Raw genomic sequence first — 21,372 nt, 5'->3', positions numbered from 1 at the left:
CCGGAAATTGCGGCGCGAATGGCGTCGTGCTGTCCGCGCGACGTTTCCGGCAATTCTCGAGAATGGGAGTCGGATGAATCGTCTGCGACGTCGATGTGCGATCGCATTGGCCGCCGTGCTGGCCGGTGCCGGCGCGGCGGTGGCGGGTGGTGGGCCGGCCGAAGCGGCGGTGCCGCCGGCCGATCCGGTGGCCATCGGGCAGTCCACGACCGGCGACCGGCAGGTGCTCGCGACCGACTCCGACGCGGTCGGCAGCACGGTCAAGGTCCGCACCCACACGGTCGGCCTGCCCGAGAACGTCAAGGCCCAGCGGTGGACGTTCGAGGTGGTCAGCCCGGGCGCGAACCCGATCTACCGGGTCCGGCAGGCCTCGTCGGGGCGGTGCCTGCAGGCCGCGGCCACGAGCAACGGCGCGGCCGTCATCATCGTGGACTGCGGTACCGCATCCCAGCAGTTCTGGACCCTCACGCGGGCCCAGACCTGGCCGAGCGTCGGCTTCGCCCTGCGCAACCAGCGCGACGGCCGCTGCCTGGACGTGCTGTCCAGCACCGACGGGCAGCCGGCGGTCATGTGGGCCTGCTCGTCGAGCTACACCACCCAGCTGTGGCGGCCGCGGATCGGCGGCGCCGACTGCCCGGAGCGGGACTTCGTCGGCCTCTGCGCGGGCGAGGACTCGCCCGTGTCGGGCGTCATGGTCAGCTTCCGGCAGCAGCCGGTGAGCTTCAACGGGCCGCCGGCGGACCCGCAGACCGGGGGGTACAACAGCTTCAGCAACCAGGTCAACTGGGACCCGCTCGACGGATCGGGCGGCAACGCCGGTTACGACTACGAGGAGATGGGCTGGCAGGCGGCGTACGCGTCGGCCACCGGCACGACCTCGCATACCGCGTACTGGCTGGAGGACGGCGAGGCCACCGAGGAGTACTGGTCGATCGACCAGCCGGGCTCGAAGGTCGCCGACGGCCTGCTGCACACGTGGATGAGCCTCGGCAACGGCGCGGGGCAGTGGGACATGCTGTACGACTTCAACCCGGTCGGCACCACCCACCTCGCGACCGGCGGTCGGACGAGGGCGCTGCAGACGGGCCTGATGTCGTACTACCCGCAGTACACGGCCCTCGCCACGCCGTTCGAGAACCGGGTGCAGGTGCAGGACAACGGGGCGTGGCGCCGGCCGCGGCTGGTGAACGTCTCCGGCTTCCCGGCGAACGTCTGCGGGCGGCCCGACCCGCGGTCGATCCTGTTCGGCGAGCCCAGCGCGCCGCCGTACTGCTACACGATGCAGGCCGCCGCGCGCGCCTCGAATCTGCCCAGCTCGCCGACCGAGCTGGACCGGCTCGTCCTGGGCAAGCCGGCCGCCGGATCGCTCGCCCTCGGCCTGGCCGCGCCGCAGCGGACCGCGAGCCGGGACGAGTACAACGGCGTCGACCAGCGGAAGCTGGCCGCCTGCCTGGCCGACGACGCGGGCCGGTGCCTGGAGACGGTGCCGGGCCTGGCCGCGTGCGTCGCCGCGCGCAAGGTCTGCAACGTCACCACCGGCGCCGCGGTGGCCTCGGTCGCACCGGCCCGGCCGGTCACCGCCGACGCCGCGCGGCACGACGCCGGGCGGCGGCTGCGCACCGCCGGCGACGCGCGCACCGCGACGGTGACGGTCGCGGAGTTCCGCAGCCGCGCGGGTGTCGCGCTCGCGGCGGCCGACGGCACGGCCCGGGTGCACGTCGTTACCGGCGGCGGCACCGTGCCCGGCCTCGGCCGCGACCGGGGCCGGATCTACCGCGGCTACACGATGGTGTACGCCGCGGCGACCGGTGACCTGCTCTACGGATGCCTCGGGCGGGACTGCGCCCGAGGCGGATTCTAGGGAGTGACGACCATGTGGAGAACTGTCGCCGCGGCCGCCCTGGGTCTGACGCTGGCCCTTACCCTGAGCCCGGTCGGTGCGCTCGCCGCGCCGGCCCGGCCGGGGAACACCACGCGGCTGCTGGACGAGGCCGCCGACCTCAAACAGGACTGCGAGGCGCATCCCGACCAGGCCGGCTCCCGGTACGGCTGGGCCCGCACCCGCTTCGAGCAGTGCCATCACTACCCGCTGCACGTCGTGCTGCGCCGGCAGAGCGGCGAGGAGCTCGGCTTCGTCGACTTCGACCTGTGGATCCTGGCGTTCGCCTACGACGGCAGCCGCCGCGTCGACTACGTGACGTCGGTCGAGAACATGCACCAGACCTCGTCGATGCGCGACGACCTGACGTTCCTGACCGTGATGTACGACGGGTGCGCCGGACGCGGCGACGTCACGTGCCCCGCGACCCTCCGGCAGGAGCGCACGGCGCTGGGCTGGTACCAGCAGCCGGCGATGGACGTCGTCTCGATCACGTCGCCGGACACCGCCGGGCTGCTGCCGTACTACACCGCCGAGTTCGTCGCCCAGGTGAGCTACCTCGTCGAGTACCGCGACGGCCTGACCGAACCCGCCCTGCGGATCGTCGCGAGCAACGCGGTCCGGTTCGACAGCGCCGGAGCGGCCCTCGGCGGCGGGAAGTACAAGGGCACCGTGTTCGTCGACAACGTGCCGGAGTTCGTCCTGCCGATGTCCGGCGTCGGCATCGACGCCGAGGCCAAGCACGTCAACGACGCGCTGCACCACCCCGAGCGGACGTTCCCGAGCTTCGTGGGCAAGAACCCGCCGTCGCAGCTGCACCGCCTGATGGACGCGAGCGAGATCGACGCCAACCACCGGGCGTCGGTGGGGATCTGCAAGGATGTGTGGGGCGACGACTACGCGGCTGGCGGGCTGGACTGCGACGAGTATCCGTTCAAATCCACGGAGGAGGGTTCGGCGTACTCCACCGCCGGCAAACCCCGCGGCGCGCAGGAGTGGCACGGGTCGGCCCGCCCGATCAACGCCCAGCAGAACCAGCTCGGCGGGTCCAAGCTGAACGCCTTCTACGGCGCCAACCGGCTCCTCGACGGCGATGGGTTCACCGTCACGACGGCTCCCTGACCGAACGCCGTGGTGCCCCGGTCCGTCCGGGGCACCACGGCGCAGCTGACTGAAAGGCGGTACGGCGGACGATGGACCTGCGGCTGACCCCGGACTACCGGTTGCTCACCCTGCGCGACGTCGAGGCGGACGCCGCCGAGGGGATGGACGCGGCCGTCGTCGCCGCGTCGGCCGGCGTCACCGGCTCAACCGGTTACGTCCTCGTCATCAGCGTCGCCCAGGACCTGATCCCGGTGGACGTCCGCCTCCGCGTGCTCGGCGCCGAAGCACCACCGGCCGCCCCGCGGCACGAACACGAGATCGACTTCCCCTCCGGGCGCGTCCGGCTCGGCGACATGGGCGTCAGCGGGATCACCGGCGAGCTGGCCGAGGGCCCCGGGGTGTACCGCATCCGCGTCACCGCCACCGGACGCGGCGAGGCCGCCGACGCCGCGCACCGGTTCCTACGCGACCATCCGGACCTGCCCACCGCCCAGTGGGGCGACGCGCTGGCCGCATACGCGGGGCTCGAGCACTACCTGCTCGAGCTATGGCGCCTCGGGGACTCGCCGGAGGACGACGAATAGCAGCCCGGCCGCCGCCGCGGCGAGCAGCACGACGCCGAGCGCGTCGACCGGGACGGGGATCATCGCCCACAGCTCGCCGAGCACCGACCGGCGCAGGCCGGCCGTCGGGGGCTGCGAGTCGTCCCAGAGGGCCTGGTACCCGGGCGGCGGCTCGGGCGCGGTCACGTACGCGGCGACGGCCCGCGCGACGAACGCGACCCACAGCAGCCGGCACCACCACGGCGCCCGGCGTAGCGCCACGGCGACGGCGATCAGCGCGGCGAACGCGACGAGGAAGGCCAGGCGGTGCAGCAGACGCGCGGCGTCCAGCGCGGCGAACAGCTCGCCGGTTGTCGTGGCGTCCTGGGCGGCGCTGCGATACGCGGCGACGAGGGCCAGATCCGCGATCCCCGCCACGAGCAGCGCGATCACCGCCCCGGCAGATATCGACCGCATTCGACCACTATAGGCGGTTCCGGTGGCGGGCGATGACCCGCAGGGCGAAGGCGACGACGGCGAGCAGGAGCAGCGCCAGGAATAGGGGCATCCAGAATCGGTACCGCACCTCGCCCGTCTCGATGGCGGTCCGTGCCGGGGCCCTGGGCCTGCGCGACGCTCCCCGGCCTCGCCGAGGCGACGATCCGGTCAGGGCGCTACGCGGGCAGAATCGTACACAATCACCTCGGCCTGTACTTCCTGACTCGACGCGTGAGCAACGGGCTGCGACGGCAGGTGACCCCCAGAAGCGAATGAGCACCATGCGCCACCAGCGATCGTCGCACCAGCCGCGCAAGTCGATGCGAGCCGCCTGCCGATTACCCCACCACCATGTGGACCCTCGCAACAATGCGCGGGCGAGATTCGGCCGCGGCGGTGATCGCCGATCGGAGTTCTGGCCCCTGGCGGTCGGCCCGGGCTCGGAAAGAACAAGAACACGGAATCGCACACCTGGTCCAAAATGAGCCGAGGGGGCACCGTCCTCAGGAATCGCTTGTAGGATGCGCGTCACTCGATAGCCGTCTTTCGGAGTGAGTTGTGGCCGACGCAATCTCCCGCCCCCGCCATCCGGTCAACGTCGCGCATGAGGCGAAGATGGCCGCGAGCCTCCAGCTGCGTGTCGCTGACGGGGTGACCGCCTTCGCGGGCTCCATGCCGTTTGTGTACGTCCACGCCGTGCTCTTTGCCGTCTGGATGCTGTGGCTGGAGCGCAGCCCCTGGCCGACGCTCACGCTGGTGGTGTCCCTCGAGGCGATCTTCCTCTCTACGTTCGTGATGATCGGCCAGAACCGCCAGGCGGTGTTCCAGCAGGCGAAGGCCGATCACGACTTCAACGAGCAGGAGCTGGAGCTCAAGACCAACACTGAGCTGACCCGCCAGATCCATGTGCTGACCACCGAGCTGCACCGCCGCCTGCTCGCCGAGGCGTCGCCGGAGGGCGGCGAGGCCACGACGGTTGCCCAGGCCTGATACAGGTGCGGGAGACGGGCTGGGCGGTGCTTGGTGACGAGCTCGTTGACGGCATCGTTGAGGTTGTGGACCAGATGCCAGTTCCGCCCATCCGGCCTGCTCGACTTGAGCGGCCATGCAAGTGTCGGGTGCCGGCCGGTCAGGGGCTGAGCGGGTCCGGGCTGGCCATCGCCAACGCCCCCGAGCCGGTGATCAGCGAGGTGGCTGAGCTGTTGCCGTGGCTGGCCGCGCTGCTCGACCAGGGCGACGCCGGCTGGTCGCTGTGGGCGGTGCCGGCGGAGCGAGGCTGACCGCCGCGACCGGTGGAAGGGGTGCACGCCACTCGCGCAGCACCCCTCCGTTGGCGGTACGTCAGCCGGCCAGCGCGCCGCAGCAGGTCTCGATGATGAGGCGGGTGGTCACGTACGGGTCGCAGTTCGCGTTCGGACGGCGGTCCTCGATGTACCCCTTGCCATCCACCTTGACCTGCCAGGGGATGCGGACCGAGGCGCCCCGGTCGGAGACACCGTAGCTGTAGACGTTCCACGGGGCGGTCTCGTGCATGCCGGTCAGGCGGTGCTCGATCTCAGCGCCGTAGCCGGCGATGTGCTCCGAGACGCGCTTGCCGAGCGCCTCGCAGGCGATGATGATCGCGTCGTAGTTGTCGCGCATCGCGTTGGTGGAGAAGTTGGTGTGCGCGCCGGCGCCGTTCCAGTCGCCCTTGACCGGCTTCGGGTCGAGGGTGGCGGCGACACCGAAGTCCTCGGCGATGCGGTACAGCAGCCAGCGGGCGATCCACAGCTCGTCGGCGACCCGCGGCACGCCGACCGGGCCGATCTGGAACTCCCACTGGCCGGGCATGACCTCGGCGTTGATGCCGGACAGGTGCAGGCCGGCGGCCAGGCACAGGTCCATGTGCTTCTCGACGATCTCGCGGCCGTGGACCTCGTCCGCGCCGACGCCGCAGTAGTACCCGCCCTGCGGAGCGGGGAAGCCAATGGGCGGGAAGCCGTACGGCCGGCCGTCCTTGAAGAACGTGTACTCCTGCTCGATGCCGAAGATCGCCTCCTGGTCGGCGTACATCGCCGCGATCTCGGCGCAGGCGGCCCGGGTGTTCGTCGGGTGCGGCGCCATGTCGATGGTGAGCACCTCGCACAGGACCAGCACGTCGTCCCCGCCACGGATGGGGTCCGGACAGGTGAACACCGCCTTCAGCACACAGTCGGACTTGTCGCCGGGCGCCTGGTTGGTGCTCGACCCGTCGAAGCTCCACAGCGGAAGCTCGGCGCCGTCGGCGACGATCTTCGTCTTGGAACGAAGCTTCGCGGTCGGATGGGTGCCGTCGATCCAGATGTACTCGGCCTTGAACGCCATGTCTGGTACCTCCCTCGGGGACTCGTGAACTGGGTGCGGCGACGCGGCTGCACACCGACGAAACCGCCGACACGCTCAGCCGGTCGGTGCGGAGTCCGCGCATCGCTCTGAGCCGGTGCATCAGGCGGCTTTCGGCGGCTTCGATCCGGTTGTTGGCATGGCGTTCGACTTGGTGCCACGCCGACGGGACCAACTCGTCGAGGACGGCCGGGTACACCGATGCTGCGTCAGTGATCACCTAGGTGGGCCTCACCTTCAACGTCGCCAACGTCCGGCGGAAGAACCGCCGTGCTGTGGCGGCGTCGCGGTGGGCCGAGACGAGCACGTCGATGACCTGGCCGTTCTGGTCCACGGCCCGGTACCGGCACCGCCGGACACCGCTCACTGTTCAAGCCTGCCTCGATCATGCCGAACGGCGTATGCAACAGAGCCGCTTGGTGTCCCTGGCTATCCTGCGCAAGCAGGGGCAGCCGTATCGCCGTCCGGCTGCGGGATGGGAAGAACGATGCGGTGGAAACACGACGAATGGGCGCAGCGCGGGAACGCCGAGCGCTTGATCGTCGGGGTCGAGGAGGTCCTGCGCTGGTGGGACCAGGACCCGGCGCGGACAGCCGGAAGGCTCAGCGGCCTGCTGCGCGTGGCCACCCCGCGTGCCGTCGTCGTCCTTGAGGGCGCGTACCGCGGCCATCGCCGCTCGCTCGCTGCGATCCTCGGAACCGACGTCGGCGCGCTGACCGAGGGCTACGGCCGGCATGCCGCCGCGGTCGCGGCGCTGCTGACCTTCGACCGGTCCGGATACCTGCGTGAGGCCGGTATCCGGTGGCTGGCCAGCAGCGACGAGCTGTTCACCCTGCCGTTCCTGCTGCTGCGCCTCAACGATCCGGTCGACCCCGTCCGTCAACAGGCCACCACCGCGGTGCAGGCCCGGCTCACGGTTGGCCACGCCGCCCTGCTCGTGCAGCTCCTCCCGCTGATCGAGGGCCTCGGCGCGCGGCGCCGCGCCGGCCCGATCGTGCGCACCATCGGCGAGTTGCTCATCGACGGTGATCCGGCCGGCCGAGCCGCCCTATGGGCCGGCGCCCGCGGCGATGACCCCTCGGTCGCCGCGAGCTGCCTGCGCATGCTCGCCACCATCGAGCCGGCCGCCTCCGTCGAGCAGGCCGTCGCCACCGGCGACCCGGCCCTGCGGCATTGGGCCACCGGGGTGGCCACCGCACGCAGCCTTGACCCGGCCGTCCAACGCCGGCTGCTGCCGCTGCTCGAATCCGACCCCAACCCCCGTATCCGGTGGAAGGCGCTGCGGGCCTGCACCCACCACCCCGACAGCGAACCGCACCTCCGCCGCGCCCTACTCGACCCCGACGCACGGGTGCGCTACCTGGCCCGCGCCAGCCTGCGCGCCCTCGGCCACACCGGCTCCGCCGCGCTCTACCGCACGACGCTCGCCAACGCCGTTGCCACCCGAGACGCAATCATCGGTGCACTCGCCGGCCTTGCCGACATGGGCACGCGCGACGATGCCACCCGGCTCCTCGCCTTCCTCGACCATCCGAACGTGCGAATCCGCGGCGAGGCATGGCGCGCCCTCGCCACCCTCGACCCGGACATGTTCACCGCACGTGCTGGCCAGCTCTGCGCCGACCCCAGCGGTAAGGTCCGCCGCCACCTTCTCACCGGACGGTGAGGCCGCAACGCCGGGCGTCAACGCCGACGGCTACCAGAGCGGCGGTTCCCACGAAAACCATAGGTCCACGTGGGTTCGGCGACCGGCCCCGGTCATCCCCGCGCCCGACCTGCTGGGCACCGGCGACTGGCGAACCTACAAGGAGATCTCGTTCAACGTCGGCAACTTGCCGGCGGGGACCAGATCCATCACCGCCGTGATGAAGGCGGACGACACCGCAGACGTGCTCGACCTCGACATCGACGTGGCGGCCTGCCCTACCGGTAGCGCCGCGCTTGGCCCGCTCCACCGCGGCGGGTTCGCCGTGTAGCTGGACATGACCCCTGGGGCACCCACTCCCGCCGGCCCTCAGACATGCCGGCGCGGCCGACCTGCAGCACCTCGCCGCCGTCCGCACACCCGGCGACCCGGATACCGTGCGGTCCCCGGCTCCGCCCGTTGCGCATCTGAGCCGTCGCCGGGGGGTGAGCTGCTGGTCTTCGGCCTGTTCGGCTGTCGTTGACGACGGTGACGGGATCGCGGAGGTCCCCGGTGGCCTCCGCGGTCCCGTCCGGTCTGATCAGGCCGGAGTGGCCTGGAAGTACTGGTTGTTGCCGCCGGTCCACCCGTAGGTGTCGAGTTTCGCGCCGTCGCCGCGTGCGTCCTGGTACACGTCCAGGTAGAGGCCGCTGGAGACGTTCTGGATGGTCCGGCCGATGTAGTCGGTCGTCAGGCCGGTGCGCCACAGCTCGTACTGGTTGCCGTCGCAGGGAACCTGGAGCACCTGGTGACCGGATACGCCGTCGCTCCACAGGCACTTGCCGCTGTTCAGATTCTGGATCAGGTAGTAGCCGCTGGCCTGCTGCCAGAAGACCCACTTCTGGTTGTTGCCGCCCGTCCAGTGGTAGAGGATCACTGGTGCCAGCGTGCTGGTCGAGGCGCTTTGCACGTCCGCGAAGATGTACGGGTTGGATGCGGGCGACAGCCATGCGGTGAAGTTGCCGGAGGCGTGTGCCGTCCCGGGGCTGATGGCGACCGCGCCGGCCACCGCCGCGACCGTGGCGGCGGCGCTGACGGCGAGCTTCTTGAGTTTCCGGTTCATCGGGTGCTCCGTGTCGTGTTGCTGTGATCGATGCGGGTGAGTGTTTCGCCAGGGAAGACCGTCGAGTACGGACGGTCGATACGTCAGGAATCCGTCGCTTCGGCGGGACACCTCCGGGTTGCGGCCCGCTCCTGGCCGCGTCGCACCCTGCAGCCGCTGTCCGGCTCGGTGCCGCAGTGGCGTCGGCACGACAAGAAGTCGGCAAGGTGGCGGTCCCACGATGGGCGCGCACGTGACGCCGGGCGATCCCGCTCGGCGCCGCCACGACATCGAGAACCGGGATTCATGGTGCTTGCACGGCCGACGAAGCGGCGCGCGCGGTGAGCGACGAACGCCGGCTGGTCACCGTCGTGGGGTCGCGGAGCCGGGTGAACCTGTCCCGGGCGCGAGCCTGAGCGACGCCGGCATCATCGACGGCAGCGAGCTGTATCTGCGGGACGCGGCCGCGGGCGAGCTGGACGACCCGGTCGTCACCGACGTCGGTGAGCTGGTCGAGACCGCGGTCGACGCGCGGGGGCGGTGGAGCCCGCTGGTCGCCGCCCGGTCGGCGCTCGCGCTCGGCGCGGCGGTCGTGGTCGTGGGTTCGCCGTGCTCGCCTGTGTGCCGGGCGTGCCGGCGTGGGTCGCAGCGGGCGCGGTGGCGGCCGGCGTGTTGATGTTCGTGCTGGCCCGGCGGGCGCGCGGGTGTCCAGGCGTATGGCCTCGAGCTCGCTGGCGGCGATCTCGTCGAGCGGGCGACCGGCCAAGCCTTGGCCATGCGGCGCCAGTAGGTGCCGTAGGCCCGGCGCGCTCCCGGCCCGGCGGCGGCGACGACCTGGGGCAGGTAGGCGTCGAAGGCCGGCCTTCGGGGCCGGGCGTCGCGTTGCAGGTCGGCGAGGGTCACTCCGAGCGCGGCGAGGGCGGCCCAGGCTGCGGCGAGCCGTGCTGCGGCCACCAGGCCGTTAGGTCGTCGCGACGGCCAGCCGTTCGATCGGAAAAACCGTGAGGTTACGGCGCAGCGGCTCGAGGTAGCGCTGCTGGTATTCGTCCGCGCCGAGGTCGGCGGACAGGCTCAGGCCGTACGCCGACAGCTCAGCCTTCAACCCGTCCGGCGGGAAGCCGGTCGTCCAGCCGCGTCGGCGCGCCTGTCGGGCGTCCACGAACGCCGCCGGGGTGAGGTAGGTGAAGGCGAGCGTGCTGCCCGGTGCGAGGGTGCCGGCGAACTGCAGGACCGCGTCGACCGCCGGGCGGCACAGGTACTGGCTGACCGCCTCCCACACCACGAGAGCCCGACGGTTACGGTCGAAACCGTTGCGGTACAAGAGGTTCCCGGCGGTACCGGCGGCGAGGTCGACGGGGAGGTACCGCACGTTGTCCGGCAGCGCGCCGAGGGTACGGGCCACGGCCGCCTTCTTTGCGTCTTGGACTGCGGGCAGGTCCAGCTCCCACACCTCGGCGTGGCGCACCGGCTCCATCCGGTACGGGCGGGTGTCGAGCCCGGCGCCGAGGATCACCACCTGCCGGGTACCGGACGCGAGCGCCTCCGAGCTGGCGTCGTCGATCGCTCGGGTACGACACACGACGCCGCCGAAGAAGCCGGGCGCGAGGCGTTCCATCATGGCCCGGAACGCCGCCCGTACCGCCGCCCGGTGCGCGATCAACGCGGGCGCTCCGGTCAGCAGGCGTCCCACGAGACGGTCGTCGAACAGTCGCATGTCGGCCGGGGTGGACCCTTCGATTGCCCGCATCGTCGCCGCCCCGAAGGCGGTCTGCGCCACCTGCCTGCGCGCCATGGCATTCTCCCTCGCGTCGCCCTGGACGGTAACGCGACATGTCGCGATAGTCAACGCGTCAGAGCAGGTGGAGGTCAGACACCAGACTTACTTCGAGCACTGAGAGGTAGGTGAAGGGTCTGAGCCAGGTAGAGATCGGCAACGCTGATGCGAGGGCGCCTAGGGGGCGCCGTTGCGTTAATTGATCGGGTGACGCGTTGAGCCCGGTTCCCTGGCTGGCTCAGATGGCGGTGGCGAGTTCGGTGAACGCCGCTGCGACGCGGAGCCCGCGCTGGGCGTCGCGGCCGAGTTCGTGGTGGCCGCGGCGGAGGTTCTGGATGAAGGCATGTCCGGCGATGATGGTCTGTGCGGTCCGGTCGGTGCGCAGCCCTCGCGTCGGTCTGAGTCGCTGTTTGAGTTGGCTGTGGTCGGCTTCGATCCGGTTGTTGGCATGGCGTTCGGCGTGGTGCCACGCCGGCGGGACGAGCTCGTCGAGGACGGTCGGGTACACCGGTGCCGCGTCGGTGACGACCTCGCTCGGCGTGACCTTCAGCGTGGCCGGCGCCCGGCGGAGGAACCGGCGGGCTGCGGCGGCGTCCCGGCGAGTGGAGACGAGCATGTCGATGACCTGGCCGTGCTGGTCCACGGCGCGGTACACGTACCGCCAGACACCACTGACCTTGACGTAGGTCTCGTCGACGAACCATCTGTCACCGGGTGCATGCGGGCAGAACCGGGCGGCGTCGGCGAGCAGCGGACACCCACTGTTCGACCAGTGCGTACCAACGCTCGTCATGCCTCACGCCGGTCGATGGTAGAGACCATCGGCGAGACTCCGCCGGCCTCGGGCGGCGTCGCCGGTGCGAGCCGCAGCAGGCGTGCGGCCCAGCCGGGCAGCCACCAGTTCCAGCGGCCGAACAGCGACACGGTGGCCGGGACCAGGAGGCTGCGCACCACCGTGGCGTCGAGCAGGATGCCGGCGCCGAGGCCGGTGGCCAGGATCTTGATGTCGGTGCTCGGGGCGGTGGCCAGGGACACAAACGCGAGGCAGAGGATCAGGGCGGCGCTGGTGACCAGGCGGCCGGTGCGGGTGAGGCCCTCCACGATCGCGGTGCGGGTGTCGGCCGAGGCGTCGTACTCCTCGCGCATGCGGGCGAGGATGAAGACCTCGTAGTCCATGGACAGGCCGTAGAGGAACGCGAAGCCCATGAGCGGCACCCAGAAGGTGATCGCGCCGGTGGCGGGCACGTTCCAGATGGTCTCGGAGCCGTGGCCGCGCTGCCACACGAGGACCAGGACGCCGTAGGTGGCGACGAGGGACAGCAGGTTGAGCACGACCGCCTTGAGCGCCAGGAGCACCGACCGGAACGCCCGGGTCAGCAGCACGAAGGTGACCAGGCCGATCAGCGCGAGCAGCCACGGGAACGGGTCGTACAAGGCGTGTTCGGCGTCGTACTGCAGCACTCCGAGGCCGCCGGCCTGCGCATCGGGCCGGGCGGCGAGCGCCGCTCGGATGCGCACGATGGTGTCCTTGCCGGCGCTGCTGCCGGCCTCGTCGCGGGGCAGCACGACGAGCAGCCGGGCCGGGCCGCGCCGCCCCGCCGGGTCGGCTCTGTCGGCCGGGGTGAGCATCGCGTAGACGCCCGGGTCGGTGTCCACGGTGGACGGTGGCGGCGCGTCGCCGGTGACGAGGACCTCGACGGGGGTGAGCACGCCGCTGGGGATGCCGGCACGGGCGAGGTCGCGCAGGCCGGCCGCCGGGGCGGGGCGGGCGGAGCGGGCCAGGGCGGTGCTGTCGGCGTCGCCGAGCTTGATGCCGGTCGCCGCCGCGGCGAGCGCGCCGAGGATCGCCAGGGCGGCCGCGGCGGCGAGCCACCGGGCGCGGACGACGCCGCCGGCCCAGGCGCGCCAGGCCCGGCCGGTCGGCGGCCGGCGGCGGGTGTGGGGCCATTCCAGGCGCGGCCCGGCGGTGGCCAGCAGCACCGGCAGCAGGGTGAGCGTCACGAGCACGCTGACCAGGGGCACGAGCATGCCGCCGGAGCCGACGCTGCGCAGGAACGGCACGGGGAGCACCACCAGGGCGATCAGCCCGACGGCCACGGTGACGCCGCTGAGCAGGACCGCCCGGCCGGCGCCGGCCATCGCCCGGTGCACCGCCTCGTCGCCGTCGTGGCCGGCCGCCCGCTCCTCGCGCCATCGGGTGACGAGCAGCAGCGAGTAGTCGATGGCCACGCCGAGCCCGATGAGCGCGACGAGGAACTGGGTGATGAAGCTGACGTCGGAGACGGTGGTCAGCAGCAGCACGACGAGGAAGGTGGTGAGGATCGACACGGCGGCCACGAGCAGCGGCGCCAGGGCCAGCAGCGAGCCGAAGACGAAGGCCAGCACCAGCAGCGCGCCGAGCGCACCGACGAGGGTCTCGGTGAGTACGCTCGCGCCCGAGCCGGAGTCGTCCACTGTGGAGAGCGCGTCGAGGCCGGTGACGTGCACGGTGGCGCCCGGCGGCAGGGCCTGCGCCATCGCGGCGGTGATCCGCGGGGCGTAGTCGGGCGCGGGCCCGCCGCGGGTCGGCGGCGTGAAGACGAGCCCGAAGACGGTGCGACCGTCCCGGCCGATGAGCCGGCGGTCGCCCGTGGACGGATACGACACGACGCGCAACGACGGGTCGACGGCCGCGGCGGCGAAGGCGCGCGCGACGGCGGGGTCGTCGGCCGGGTCACCGGTGCCGGTCGGGGCGGGCAGGACGACCACGGGCACCAGCGGGTACGTGGTCGCGCCGTTGCCGTAGGCGGCCAGGATCGCGTGGTTGGCCCGGTCGGCGGCGGTGCCGGGGAACGCGAAGTCGTGCGAGAGGCGGTCCGACAGTTGTGCGGCCGCGGCGCCGCCGGCGACCAGCAGCACCAGCCAGGCCAGCACGATCGCCGTCCGGTGCCGCAGCACGAACCGTGAGAAGCGCCTCATCGAACCTCCACCGCCGGAACTTGAACTTGGATGTTTGAGTAGCGAGACTACTCTAACCCGAACATCACTGTTTGAATTACTCGGTCACCCCGCAATGGAGGCAACGATGAATGGCCCATACCTGCGGCACGTCGCGCGGGCGACGGCGATCCCCGGCGCGCTGCTCTTCCTGCTCGCCGTCCTGGTCCATCCCAAGCGCGACGGCCCGCACATCGCCGAGGTCGGCCAGCTCTACGGCGTCACCCACGGCCTCGAGGCGGTCGGCCTGCTCCTGCAGGCGCTCGGCCTCGTCGCCCTCGCCTGGCTCGGCACCGACCGGCTGCGCCCCCGCGACCTGACCGCCGTCTTCGCCGCCCTGCTGGGCACGATCTGGTACTTCGGGCTGATCGTCGTGGACGGCACGCGGAACCCGGTCACCGCGAAATACGCCCCCGAACTCGTCCACACCTCGGGCGACCTCGACTCGGGCACGGCCATCATCGTGCTGCCGGCCCTGGTGCTCTTCCCGCTCGGCTACGTCCTGCTCGGCCTGCTGCAGGCCCGCCACGGCGCCCGGTCCACCGGCCTGCTGCTCGGCGCCGGCGCGGTCGTCTACACCGTCGGCGGGCTGGCGATCTTCGGCCTCGGCCCGGCCTCGCCGGCCATCGAGGTCCTCGAGATCGTCGGCGTGGTGCCGTACACCATCGGCTTCGTCTTGATGACCCGGTCCTGGAGCGCCGCCGCGGCGATCAGCGGCGTACGGCCGGCACCGGCGCGCCGGGAGCCGTGAGCGCGGCCAGCACGATGGCCGAGATGAACAGCGGGGCGTCGTGGGGCGCGAGCCGGCCCGCGGCGCTCTCCTCGGCGGCGGCGTGCATGAGGCCCACCGTGGCGGCGGTGAGCCATTTCGCGGTCACGTCGGTGCGGAACACCCCGGCCCGCCGGCCCCGCTCGATGATCGTCTGGAGGCGCCGGCGCACCCGGTCGTGGCTGTCGTGGAATCGCTCCGGCGGCAGCTCACGCCCGGCGGCCCGGTACACCGAACGGAAGCGGTGCACGATCTGCCACGACGCCTCGACCAGGCGGGTCAGCGCCGCGGCCGGTTCGCCGGCCGTGTCGACCGCGTCGAGCACCGCGTCGGCCTCGGCCATGGTCCGGATCAGCACCGCGTCGAGGAGCTCGGCCCGGCTTTTGAAGTGGCCATACAGCGTGACCCGGCCGACCCCGGCCGCCTGGGCGATGTCGGCGAGGCTCGCGTCGGGATGCTCGGTGAGGCACAGCACCGCGGCGTCGAGGATCGCCGCGACGTTGCGCCGCGCGTCGGCCCGCTGCTGCCTGACCGGCTCGGCACCCGTGGTCCCACCCACGCCCCGCCTCCGTCCCGAAACCACAACCCGAACAGTGTAGTTCACGAACGGAAAGGACCCGACCATGGACCGCCGCACCCTCACGCTCCGGCATCGCATCCGCAACCGGCTCGTCGTCCTGCTGCACCGCGCCGGCCTGCCGGTCGGCCCGATGCACCTGCTGACCGTCCCGGGCCGGCGCAGCGGGATACCCCGGACCACGCCCGTCGCCCCGATCGTCGTGGACGGGGTGCAATACCTCGTGCAGGCCTACCCGGATGCCGACTGGGTCAAGAACGCGCGGGCCGGCGGGCGGGGCCTGCTGCGCCGGGGCCGCCGGACGGTTGCGGTGCGGCTCGTCGAGGTGCCGCAGGCGCGGCGCGGCGCGGCGCGCTCCTGCGGCAGTTCCCGGTGCAGCACCGCCGCGGGGTCGCCGCGTTCGTGCGCAACGGCCTGGTCGACTCGCCCAGCCCCGACGGCTTCGCGGCGGCCGCGGCGCGCTGCCCGGTGTTCCGGGTCGAGCCGGATTAGGCGGTGCCCGGGACGCGAACGCGAGGCGGGCGGCGATCCGGTCCACGGCACACATGGCGCCGAAGGCGAGCAGGCGTGCGAGGTCGGCGCCGTTGGTGCGCGCCGTGCGCCATCCGGTGAAGTTGGCGTCGCGGTCTCGGACCAGAGACCGAGACGATGCCGCCCGTTCACCGGGGTCGACGATCAGGTTGCGGGCCTGCTGGGTGGTTCAGTCGCCGGTCGAGTTGGCGGTGACGCCGGGGATGTGCACCCGGCGGGTGACCACCTCCGTCACGATCGGGACGTAGCTGCGCCGCAGCGCGATGGTGTCCAGGTGGAAGGAGTCGGTGGCCAGCAGCCCGTGCGTTTGGGTGCGCAGAAGGCGTCGGCAGGTGGTGTCCACGCCGCGAGGTGCTGGACCTGTCCGCGCGCGGGCCAGGATCCTCCGGATTGTGCCGGCGCCGGCTCGGTACCCGAGACCGGCCAGCTCACCTTGGGTACGGTGGTGGCCCCAGTTCGGGTTCTCCCGCGCCAGCCGCAGGACCAGGTCGCGTATCGCGGCACTGATCGGCGGCCGGCCGGGTCGGTTCGGGTAGATCCAGTGGCGTTGCACCAGTCGGCGGTGTCAGGCCGGCAGCGTGGCGGGGGTGACCGGACGATGTCGGCGCAGCCGACCGGGCAGCAGCCGCGTCGACGCGGACGACACCGCCCGATCCGGCCAGGACGGTCGAGGGCGGCCGATCTGACGACGCAGGATCGCGACTTCGTGCCGCAGGACCAGGAGCTCCGCGGTCTTGGCAGCGTCGCTGCGCGACAGACACGCAAGCCAGCCGACCACCTGGGCCACAGTCAGGTACAGCAGCCGGAACGCCACGACCCAATCGTGCACCGCCCGACCAAACCGCAGCTCACAACCGGTGCGACGAGTTGTGGCACGGCACACGGCTCACCCCGGCCCGCGTCCGGCGCGGGTTCCGGAACATCCGCCCGAAGACGCACCGCCCCGCCAGGGCACCAAACCCACCACACCAGGCCCCGGACGCCCACCAGGGTCAAAGAACACCACCGTCGCCACCCGCCACGACGTCGGCAAGACCACCAAGCGCGACAAGACCCTCAAGGACCGACGGCAGCCTACAGGTTAAAGATCAAGCTAAGGCTGAGCGCGCTCATCGACTTCCCTGAGCTGGGCTGTCGAACTTGCGGCAACGTTCGTAGCGAGCTGATCGCGGCATGTCAGCGCGGCGAACGTCGTGCGTGGAGTGCTCCAAAGTGCCCTCATTGACCATTGCAGGGTGATCTGTACTCGTCAAGCGGCGAGTTACGAGGGTTGTGCTACACCACCTTGCGGCTCATTCGGTACTCCAGCGTCAGGAACGGCAGCCCGAAGACCGAGAAGGCGTGGTCGGCGCGCAGCCGCCCGGCCTGACCCTCGACCCCGAACCGCCTAACCCTGACCCTTCAACCTCTGTAGCAGCGCAGTGCGGATCAGCCATGCGGGGGAACCTCAGTGCCGTTCGCCGGTCAGTGCTCAGTCGCCGCGCAGGCGTCGAGGAGGCGGCGCAGGGGCGCCGTGGGCGGGCCGGGCGGTACGGCGAGGGAGGTGATCGCCCGGGGCGCGGTCAGTGGTCGGAGTGCGACCCGCCGGACCGGGACCGTCTCGGCGGCTGCGGCGTACAGGACGGTCCAGGTGGGTTCGCCGGTGCCGATCTCGGCGAGGGTGTCCTGCACGTTGGTGAAGGGCACCGACAGCGTGAGGCGGGCCCCGGCTTGCGTGATCAGGTCGTGGAACGGCGGGTTGTCCTGGCGGGGCACGAGCCGGAGCGGTAGGTCGGCCAGCTGCTGCAGGCTCAGCGCGGGGTGGGCGGCGAGCGGGTGCGCCGCCGGTAGTGCGACCATGAGCGGGTCGGTCCAGACCGGGATGAGTTCCAGCTGCGGTGCCGCGGTCAGGATGCGAACGAAGGCGGCGTCCAGGTCGCCGCGGCGGATGGCGGCGAGGCGGTCGGCGAGGCTCAGGGCGTGCAGCCGCACCGGTATCGGCAGTGCTTCGAGGACCTGGTTGAGGCGGTCGCCGAGTCCTTGGCTGGTGCCGATGCGCAGGGTGGCGTCGGCGCCGGCGGCGATCCCGCCGGCCACCCTGCCGACCCGGTCTGCGGCGGCGAGCGCGGCTCGTGCCTCGGGCAGCAGGCGCTCACCGGCCGGGGTCAGCCTGACGTGCCGGGTGGACCGTTCGAACAGCCGGACACCGAGTTCCCGTTCCAGTCGCTGGACCTGCTGGCTGACGGCGGGCTGGACGACGTGCAGCCGCTCGGCCGCCCTGCCGAAGCCCTGTTCCTCGGCTACCGTCACGAAGTACCGCAGTTGTCGTAGCTCCACGCTGTGCCTCGTCGTCCCGGATTCATCACCGGCCGTGATCTGTGTACGGTACAACTGCCCATTGGTCTACGGCTGTTCCCGGGGGTCGACTTGGACCTATGAGAGCTGTGTTCAACATGCCGCAAGGCCCGGTCGTCCGTGATGTGGCGGAGCCGGTGAGGGCGGACAATGAGGCCCTGGTCGCGGTCCGGGCGTTCTCGGTGAACCGGGGTGAGCTGGCCTTGCTGGCGTCCCGGACGGGGGACTGGCGTCCCGGACAGGACGTGGCGGGTGTCGTGGTGGAGGCGGCGGCGGACGGGTCCGGGCCGGTGCCTGGTACCCGAGTGGCCGCTCAGGTCGAGCAGGCCGGGTGGGCGGAGTTGGTGCCGGTGCCTGCCGATCGGTTGGCCGTGCTGCCCGACGCGGTGAGCGTGGAGCAGGGTGCGGCGTTGCCGCTGGCGGGACTGACCGCGCTGCGGGTGCTGCGGCTCGGCGGTGACCTGCTCGGCCGGCGGGTCCTGATCACCGGGGCGAACGGGGGGCTCGGCAGGTTCCAGACCGAACTGGCGTCCCTGGGCGGCGCGCGGGTGACCGCGGTCGCCGACCCCAGGCACGAGAAGGAGTTGACCGCGCTCGGCGCCGCCGCCGTTGTCGCCGCTACGGCCGATGCCGACAGCGGCCAGCATCTGATCTCCGAGTCCGTCGGCGGGGAGTCTCTCGCCGCCGCGCTGACCAAGGTCGTGCCCGGCGGGACCATCGTCGTCTGCGGTACGACCAGCGGCATCAAGACACCGATCGACGTCTACGATTTCATCGGCCACGAAGGCGCCTGCCTGGTCAGTTACCTCTCCTACGCCCACCCGCAGCCGCCAGCACCGGACCTGCAGGTGCTGGTGGACCTGGTCGCGACGGACCGGCTGCACCCCACCCTCGGACTCGTCGCCGACTGGTCCCAGCTCAGCGACGTGCTGGGCGCACTGAAGGAGCGCCGCCTGTCGGGTAAAGCCGTGCTAACCATCGGCTGAGTAGATCACGAATGCGGCGGCTGGCAGTACCTTCGGTGAGCTGCCAGCCGCCGCACCATCGCGGTCGTGCAGGTGGCTAAGCGTTGCGAAACACCCATTTGTGTAGTGCATCGTGTAGCCCGCGAGTGAACCGCGCCTTGACGCGTGCTGCGGGCGGCCGCCCTGGACGTGACGCTGTCCGGCGCTTTCTACGGTGGACGCTCGCCGCAGCGTTTGCATTCCATCTTCAGCGCGACCCGTCCACCGCGTCTTCGTGCTCGTAGGTGACCGAAGGGCCGTCGGGGGCCGCCCGGCGGTGACCCCATGTGGCGAACGCGACGATGACCGGCTGGCTGCCCAGCTGTCCGCCATGTGCGCCCGCGCCGCAAGACCGCGACCCGCGCCGTGGTGACCTGATCTGCACCTCCGCCGGACCATCCTGCTCAACCCACGACCTGACCCCCGCGCGCCACCACGACGTGATCGACGCCGCCGCCCGCGCCGAGGTCGAACTCCTCGCCGACAAGGGCTACCAAGGCGCCGGCGGCACGCTGCGCAGTCCGCACAAAGGTCGCAAGGTGACCAACAGCAACGCGCCGACAATTGCATGATCAACAGCATCCGTGGCCCCGGCGAGCGTGGCTTCGCCCGACGCTGGCCTCCACGGGTGAGGCCGGCCAGCCTGGTTCGACTCTGGGTGGCCGATGTGACCTCCTCGGCCGGTGTTCGGATTCTGTCGGCGAGGGTCGATGGCGGTCAGGTGAGCCGTGCGACAAGGAAGCGGGTGTGGCGATGAATTGTCGGCCGCGGTCAAGTCTTTATCAGGGTGACTGCTACACCGATTGACGAGAAATCCCGGGGAGCCGGAGCCTCGGGTCCGGACTCCCCACGAGTTGCTTCCCGGAAGGGCTGGACCTTGGCGCTAGCCGCGTTCGGCGCCTTCTTGACTTCCCTTGACGTCGTCGTCGTTGCGACCGCGCTGCCTACTCTGCGATCGGAGCTGGACGCGAGCCTCTCCGACCTGGAATGGACCCTCAACGCCTACAACCTGGTATTCGCCTGCTTGTTGCTCACGGGCGCGTCGCTGGGTGACCGTTTCGGGCGGCGCCGTGTCTACATCGTCGGTCTGCTCGTGTTTACGGCCGGCTCGGCGACCGCGGCGCTGTCATCGAACGCGGGCGAACTGATCGCCTCTCGAGCACTGCAAGGAATTGGCGCGGCAGTGCTGATGCCGCTCACGCTGACGTTGATCAGCAATGCCTTTCCGGTCGAGAAGCGGGGCGCCGCGATCGGGGTCTGGGGTGGCGTGTCGGGCCTCGGCGTTGCGGCCGGTCCGGTGCTCGGCGGCGCGATCGTCGACGGGATCTCGTGGCAGTGGATCTTTTGGATCAACGTGCCGGTCGGACTGGCCGTTGCTGCGCTGCCGACCCGGATGCTGCAGGAGAGCCACGGTCCGCGGCAGCAGTTGGATCTTCTAGGCCTCGTGCTGGCCGGTGCGGCCTTGTTCGGACTGACGTGGGCGCCGGTGCGGGCGCCAGTCGCCGGTTGGGGGAGCATTGAGGTGATCGGATCGCTGGGGGCCGGCGCGGTGTTGCTGGCGGCGTTCCTGGTGTGGGAATCGCGCAGTCGGACGCCGATGCTGCCGCTGGGATATTTCAGGCGGCGTGGCTTCACGGCCGCGAACGGGGTGACGTTCTTCCAGTTCATTTCGCTTCTGGGATCGTTGTTCATGATCAGCCAGCTGTTCCAGGTCGGACTCGGTTACTCGCCGCTTGAAGCCGGCTTGCGGATCCTGGTCTGGATGGCGATGCCGATGTTGGTGGCGCCAATCGCCGGTGGGCTTGCGGACCGGCTTGGCAACAGGCCGTTCATGCTGGCGGGTCTCCTGCTCCAGGGGGGTGGGGCTGCGTGGTTGGGCCTCGTGGTGGAGCCCGGGGTCGGCTATGCGAACTTGATCGGCCCTTTGATCGTCTCGGGTGTCGGCATCGCGATGTGTTTCCGACGGTGGCGAATGCCGTCGTGAGCTCCGTGCCTGCCGCTGACTCGGGCGTGGCCGCGGGTACCAACAGCGCCTTGCGCGAACTGGGCGGGGTTTTCGGGATAGCCATCCTGGCCGCCGTCTTTGCCGCCAAGGGTGGCTACGGCTCAGCGGCCGACTTCATCGACGGGTTCAAACCCGCGATCGCGGTAGCGGCCGCGGTACCACTGGTTGGAGCGGGGTTCGCCGTACTGGCGCCCTCGCGTGCACAGGAGCGACTCAACGAGCCTGAGCAGACCCACTGATTCCCTGTCGGCAGAGCCGGTTAGTTCGTTCATCCGAGACGTAGGGAAGGCAT

Annotated in this window: 21 protein-coding genes and 3 pseudogenes; 13 read left to right on the top strand and 11 right to left on the bottom strand. The window is 71.2% G+C overall.

Annotation, left to right across the window (positions count from 1 at the left end; genetic code table 11):
- Positions 1–115: 115 nt before the first annotated feature.
- The 3 genes from ACPPVO_RS43960 to ACPPVO_RS43950 all read left to right on the top strand — a co-directional run bounded on the left by ACPPVO_RS43960 (position 116) and on the right by ACPPVO_RS43950 (position 3,567).
- Positions 116–1,861: an RICIN domain-containing protein gene (locus ACPPVO_RS43960; protein WP_426504479.1), complete on the top strand. Its 1,746-nt coding sequence runs from the start codon at positions 116–118 to the stop codon at positions 1,859–1,861.
- A 12-nt stretch (positions 1,862–1,873) separates the two neighbouring features.
- Positions 1,874–3,001, top strand: a complete 1,128-nt coding sequence (locus ACPPVO_RS43955) for a NucA/NucB deoxyribonuclease domain-containing protein (RefSeq protein WP_426504478.1) — start codon at positions 1,874–1,876, stop codon at positions 2,999–3,001.
- 71 nt (positions 3,002–3,072) lie between these two features.
- On the top strand, positions 3,073–3,567 hold the full coding sequence (locus ACPPVO_RS43950; RefSeq protein WP_426504477.1) for a hypothetical protein: 495 nt from the start codon (positions 3,073–3,075) through the stop codon (positions 3,565–3,567).
- Here ACPPVO_RS43950 and ACPPVO_RS43945 read toward each other — a convergent pair.
- A complete protein-coding gene (locus ACPPVO_RS43945; protein ID WP_426504476.1) occupies positions 3,529–4,002 on the bottom strand; it encodes a hypothetical protein in 474 nt (157 codons plus the stop codon). The two genes, ACPPVO_RS43950 and ACPPVO_RS43945, sit on opposite strands and share 39 nt — an antisense overlap.
- A gap of 579 nt (positions 4,003–4,581) precedes the next feature.
- Between ACPPVO_RS43945 and ACPPVO_RS43940 the strand changes: the two genes are divergently transcribed.
- Entirely contained in the window at positions 4,582–5,013 is a 432-nt protein-coding gene (locus ACPPVO_RS43940) for a DUF1003 domain-containing protein (protein WP_426504475.1), read from the top strand.
- Positions 5,014–5,141: 128 nt separating this feature from the next.
- The gene (locus ACPPVO_RS43935) at positions 5,142–5,303 is read left to right on the top strand and encodes a hypothetical protein (RefSeq protein ID WP_426504474.1); all 162 of its coding nucleotides are present in this window, start codon (positions 5,142–5,144) and stop codon (positions 5,301–5,303) included.
- A 61-nt stretch (positions 5,304–5,364) separates the two neighbouring features.
- Here the strand turns inward: ACPPVO_RS43935 and glnII are convergent, their stop codons facing one another.
- Entirely contained in the window at positions 5,365–6,366 is a 1,002-nt protein-coding gene (gene glnII / locus ACPPVO_RS43930) for a glutamine synthetase (RefSeq protein WP_426504473.1), read from the bottom strand.
- 70 nt (positions 6,367–6,436) lie between these two features.
- Positions 6,437–6,751, bottom strand: a pseudogene (locus ACPPVO_RS43925) (DDE-type integrase/transposase/recombinase); the annotation flags it as partial.
- A gap of 120 nt (positions 6,752–6,871) precedes the next feature.
- Between ACPPVO_RS43925 and ACPPVO_RS43920 the strand changes: the two are divergent.
- Positions 6,872–8,050: a HEAT repeat domain-containing protein gene (locus tag ACPPVO_RS43920; RefSeq protein ID WP_426504472.1), complete on the top strand. Its 1,179-nt coding sequence runs from the start codon at positions 6,872–6,874 to the stop codon at positions 8,048–8,050.
- Between the two features lie 559 nt (positions 8,051–8,609).
- Here ACPPVO_RS43920 and ACPPVO_RS43915 read toward each other — a convergent pair.
- Positions 8,610–9,131 carry an RICIN domain-containing protein gene (locus ACPPVO_RS43915; RefSeq protein WP_426502423.1) on the bottom strand — a complete coding sequence of 174 codons (522 nt, stop codon included), beginning with the start codon at positions 9,129–9,131 and terminating at the stop codon, positions 8,610–8,612.
- A 292-nt stretch (positions 9,132–9,423) separates the two neighbouring features.
- Here ACPPVO_RS43915 and ACPPVO_RS43910 point away from each other — a divergent pair, with 292 nt between their 5' ends.
- On the top strand, positions 9,424–9,786 hold the full coding sequence (locus tag ACPPVO_RS43910; RefSeq protein WP_426504471.1) for a hypothetical protein: 363 nt from the start codon (positions 9,424–9,426) through the stop codon (positions 9,784–9,786).
- A gap of 285 nt (positions 9,787–10,071) precedes the next feature.
- Here the strand turns inward: ACPPVO_RS43910 and ACPPVO_RS43905 are convergent, their stop codons facing one another.
- The 3 genes and pseudogenes from ACPPVO_RS43905 to ACPPVO_RS43895 all read right to left on the bottom strand — a co-directional run bounded on the left by ACPPVO_RS43905 (position 10,072) and on the right by ACPPVO_RS43895 (position 13,842).
- Positions 10,072–10,902: a class I SAM-dependent methyltransferase gene (locus tag ACPPVO_RS43905; protein WP_426504470.1), complete on the bottom strand. Its 831-nt coding sequence runs from the start codon at positions 10,900–10,902 to the stop codon at positions 10,072–10,074.
- Positions 10,903–11,122: 220 nt separating this feature from the next.
- Positions 11,123–11,656, bottom strand: a pseudogene (locus ACPPVO_RS43900) (IS6 family transposase); the annotation flags it as partial.
- 17 nt (positions 11,657–11,673) lie between these two features.
- Complete coding sequence (locus ACPPVO_RS43895; RefSeq protein WP_426504469.1) at positions 11,674–13,842, bottom strand: MMPL family transporter; 2,169 nt, start codon at positions 13,840–13,842, stop codon at positions 11,674–11,676.
- A 106-nt stretch (positions 13,843–13,948) separates the two neighbouring features.
- Between ACPPVO_RS43895 and ACPPVO_RS43890 the strand changes: the two genes are divergently transcribed.
- Positions 13,949–14,611: a hypothetical protein gene (locus ACPPVO_RS43890; protein ID WP_426504468.1), complete on the top strand. Its 663-nt coding sequence runs from the start codon at positions 13,949–13,951 to the stop codon at positions 14,609–14,611.
- Here the strand turns inward: ACPPVO_RS43890 and ACPPVO_RS43885 are convergent.
- A complete protein-coding gene (locus ACPPVO_RS43885) occupies positions 14,571–15,188 on the bottom strand; it encodes a TetR/AcrR family transcriptional regulator (protein ID WP_426504467.1) in 618 nt (205 codons plus the stop codon). The two genes, ACPPVO_RS43890 and ACPPVO_RS43885, sit on opposite strands and share 41 nt — an antisense overlap.
- Before the next feature lie 64 nt (positions 15,189–15,252).
- On the opposite strand from ACPPVO_RS43885, the pseudogene ACPPVO_RS43880 reads away from it, so the two are divergent.
- Positions 15,253–15,489, top strand: a pseudogene (locus ACPPVO_RS43880) (nitroreductase/quinone reductase family protein); the annotation flags it as partial.
- A 417-nt stretch (positions 15,490–15,906) separates the two neighbouring features.
- On the opposite strand, the gene ACPPVO_RS43875 reads toward ACPPVO_RS43880, so the two are convergent.
- From ACPPVO_RS43875 to ACPPVO_RS43865, 3 genes are all read right to left on the bottom strand, one after another.
- Positions 15,907–16,290, bottom strand: coding sequence for a hypothetical protein (locus tag ACPPVO_RS43875; RefSeq protein ID WP_426514943.1), 384 nt, complete (start codon positions 16,288–16,290; stop codon positions 15,907–15,909).
- Between the two features lie 12 nt (positions 16,291–16,302).
- On the bottom strand, positions 16,303–16,551 hold the full coding sequence (locus tag ACPPVO_RS43870) for a hypothetical protein (RefSeq protein WP_426514942.1): 249 nt from the start codon (positions 16,549–16,551) through the stop codon (positions 16,303–16,305).
- Between the two features lie 650 nt (positions 16,552–17,201).
- Positions 17,202–18,053 (bottom strand): LysR family transcriptional regulator, encoded by an 852-nt coding sequence (locus ACPPVO_RS43865; RefSeq protein WP_426504466.1) that lies wholly within the window; start codon positions 18,051–18,053, stop codon positions 17,202–17,204.
- A gap of 98 nt (positions 18,054–18,151) precedes the next feature.
- Between ACPPVO_RS43865 and ACPPVO_RS43860 the strand changes: the two genes are divergently transcribed.
- The 4 genes from ACPPVO_RS43860 to ACPPVO_RS43845 all read left to right on the top strand — a co-directional run bounded on the left by ACPPVO_RS43860 (position 18,152) and on the right by ACPPVO_RS43845 (position 21,319).
- Positions 18,152–19,057, top strand: a complete 906-nt coding sequence (locus ACPPVO_RS43860; RefSeq protein ID WP_426504465.1) for a zinc-binding dehydrogenase — start codon at positions 18,152–18,154, stop codon at positions 19,055–19,057.
- Positions 19,058–19,362: 305 nt separating this feature from the next.
- Positions 19,363–19,647: a hypothetical protein gene (locus ACPPVO_RS43855; RefSeq protein ID WP_426504464.1), complete on the top strand. Its 285-nt coding sequence runs from the start codon at positions 19,363–19,365 to the stop codon at positions 19,645–19,647.
- Between the two features lie 305 nt (positions 19,648–19,952).
- The gene (locus tag ACPPVO_RS43850) at positions 19,953–21,059 is read left to right on the top strand and encodes a DHA2 family efflux MFS transporter permease subunit (RefSeq protein WP_426504463.1); all 1,107 of its coding nucleotides are present in this window, start codon (positions 19,953–19,955) and stop codon (positions 21,057–21,059) included.
- A gap of 50 nt (positions 21,060–21,109) precedes the next feature.
- The gene (locus ACPPVO_RS43845; RefSeq protein WP_426504462.1) at positions 21,110–21,319 is read left to right on the top strand and encodes a hypothetical protein; all 210 of its coding nucleotides are present in this window, start codon (positions 21,110–21,112) and stop codon (positions 21,317–21,319) included.
- The last annotated feature ends 53 nt before the right edge of the window (positions 21,320–21,372 follow it).

This window comes from Dactylosporangium sp. McL0621 (genome assembly GCF_049995355.1).
In the GTDB taxonomy this organism is placed as follows: Bacteria; Actinomycetota; Actinomycetes; order Mycobacteriales; family Micromonosporaceae; genus Dactylosporangium.
Note: the sequence above shows the minus strand (reverse complement) of the source record. Positions and strands in the feature narration are given on the sequence as shown.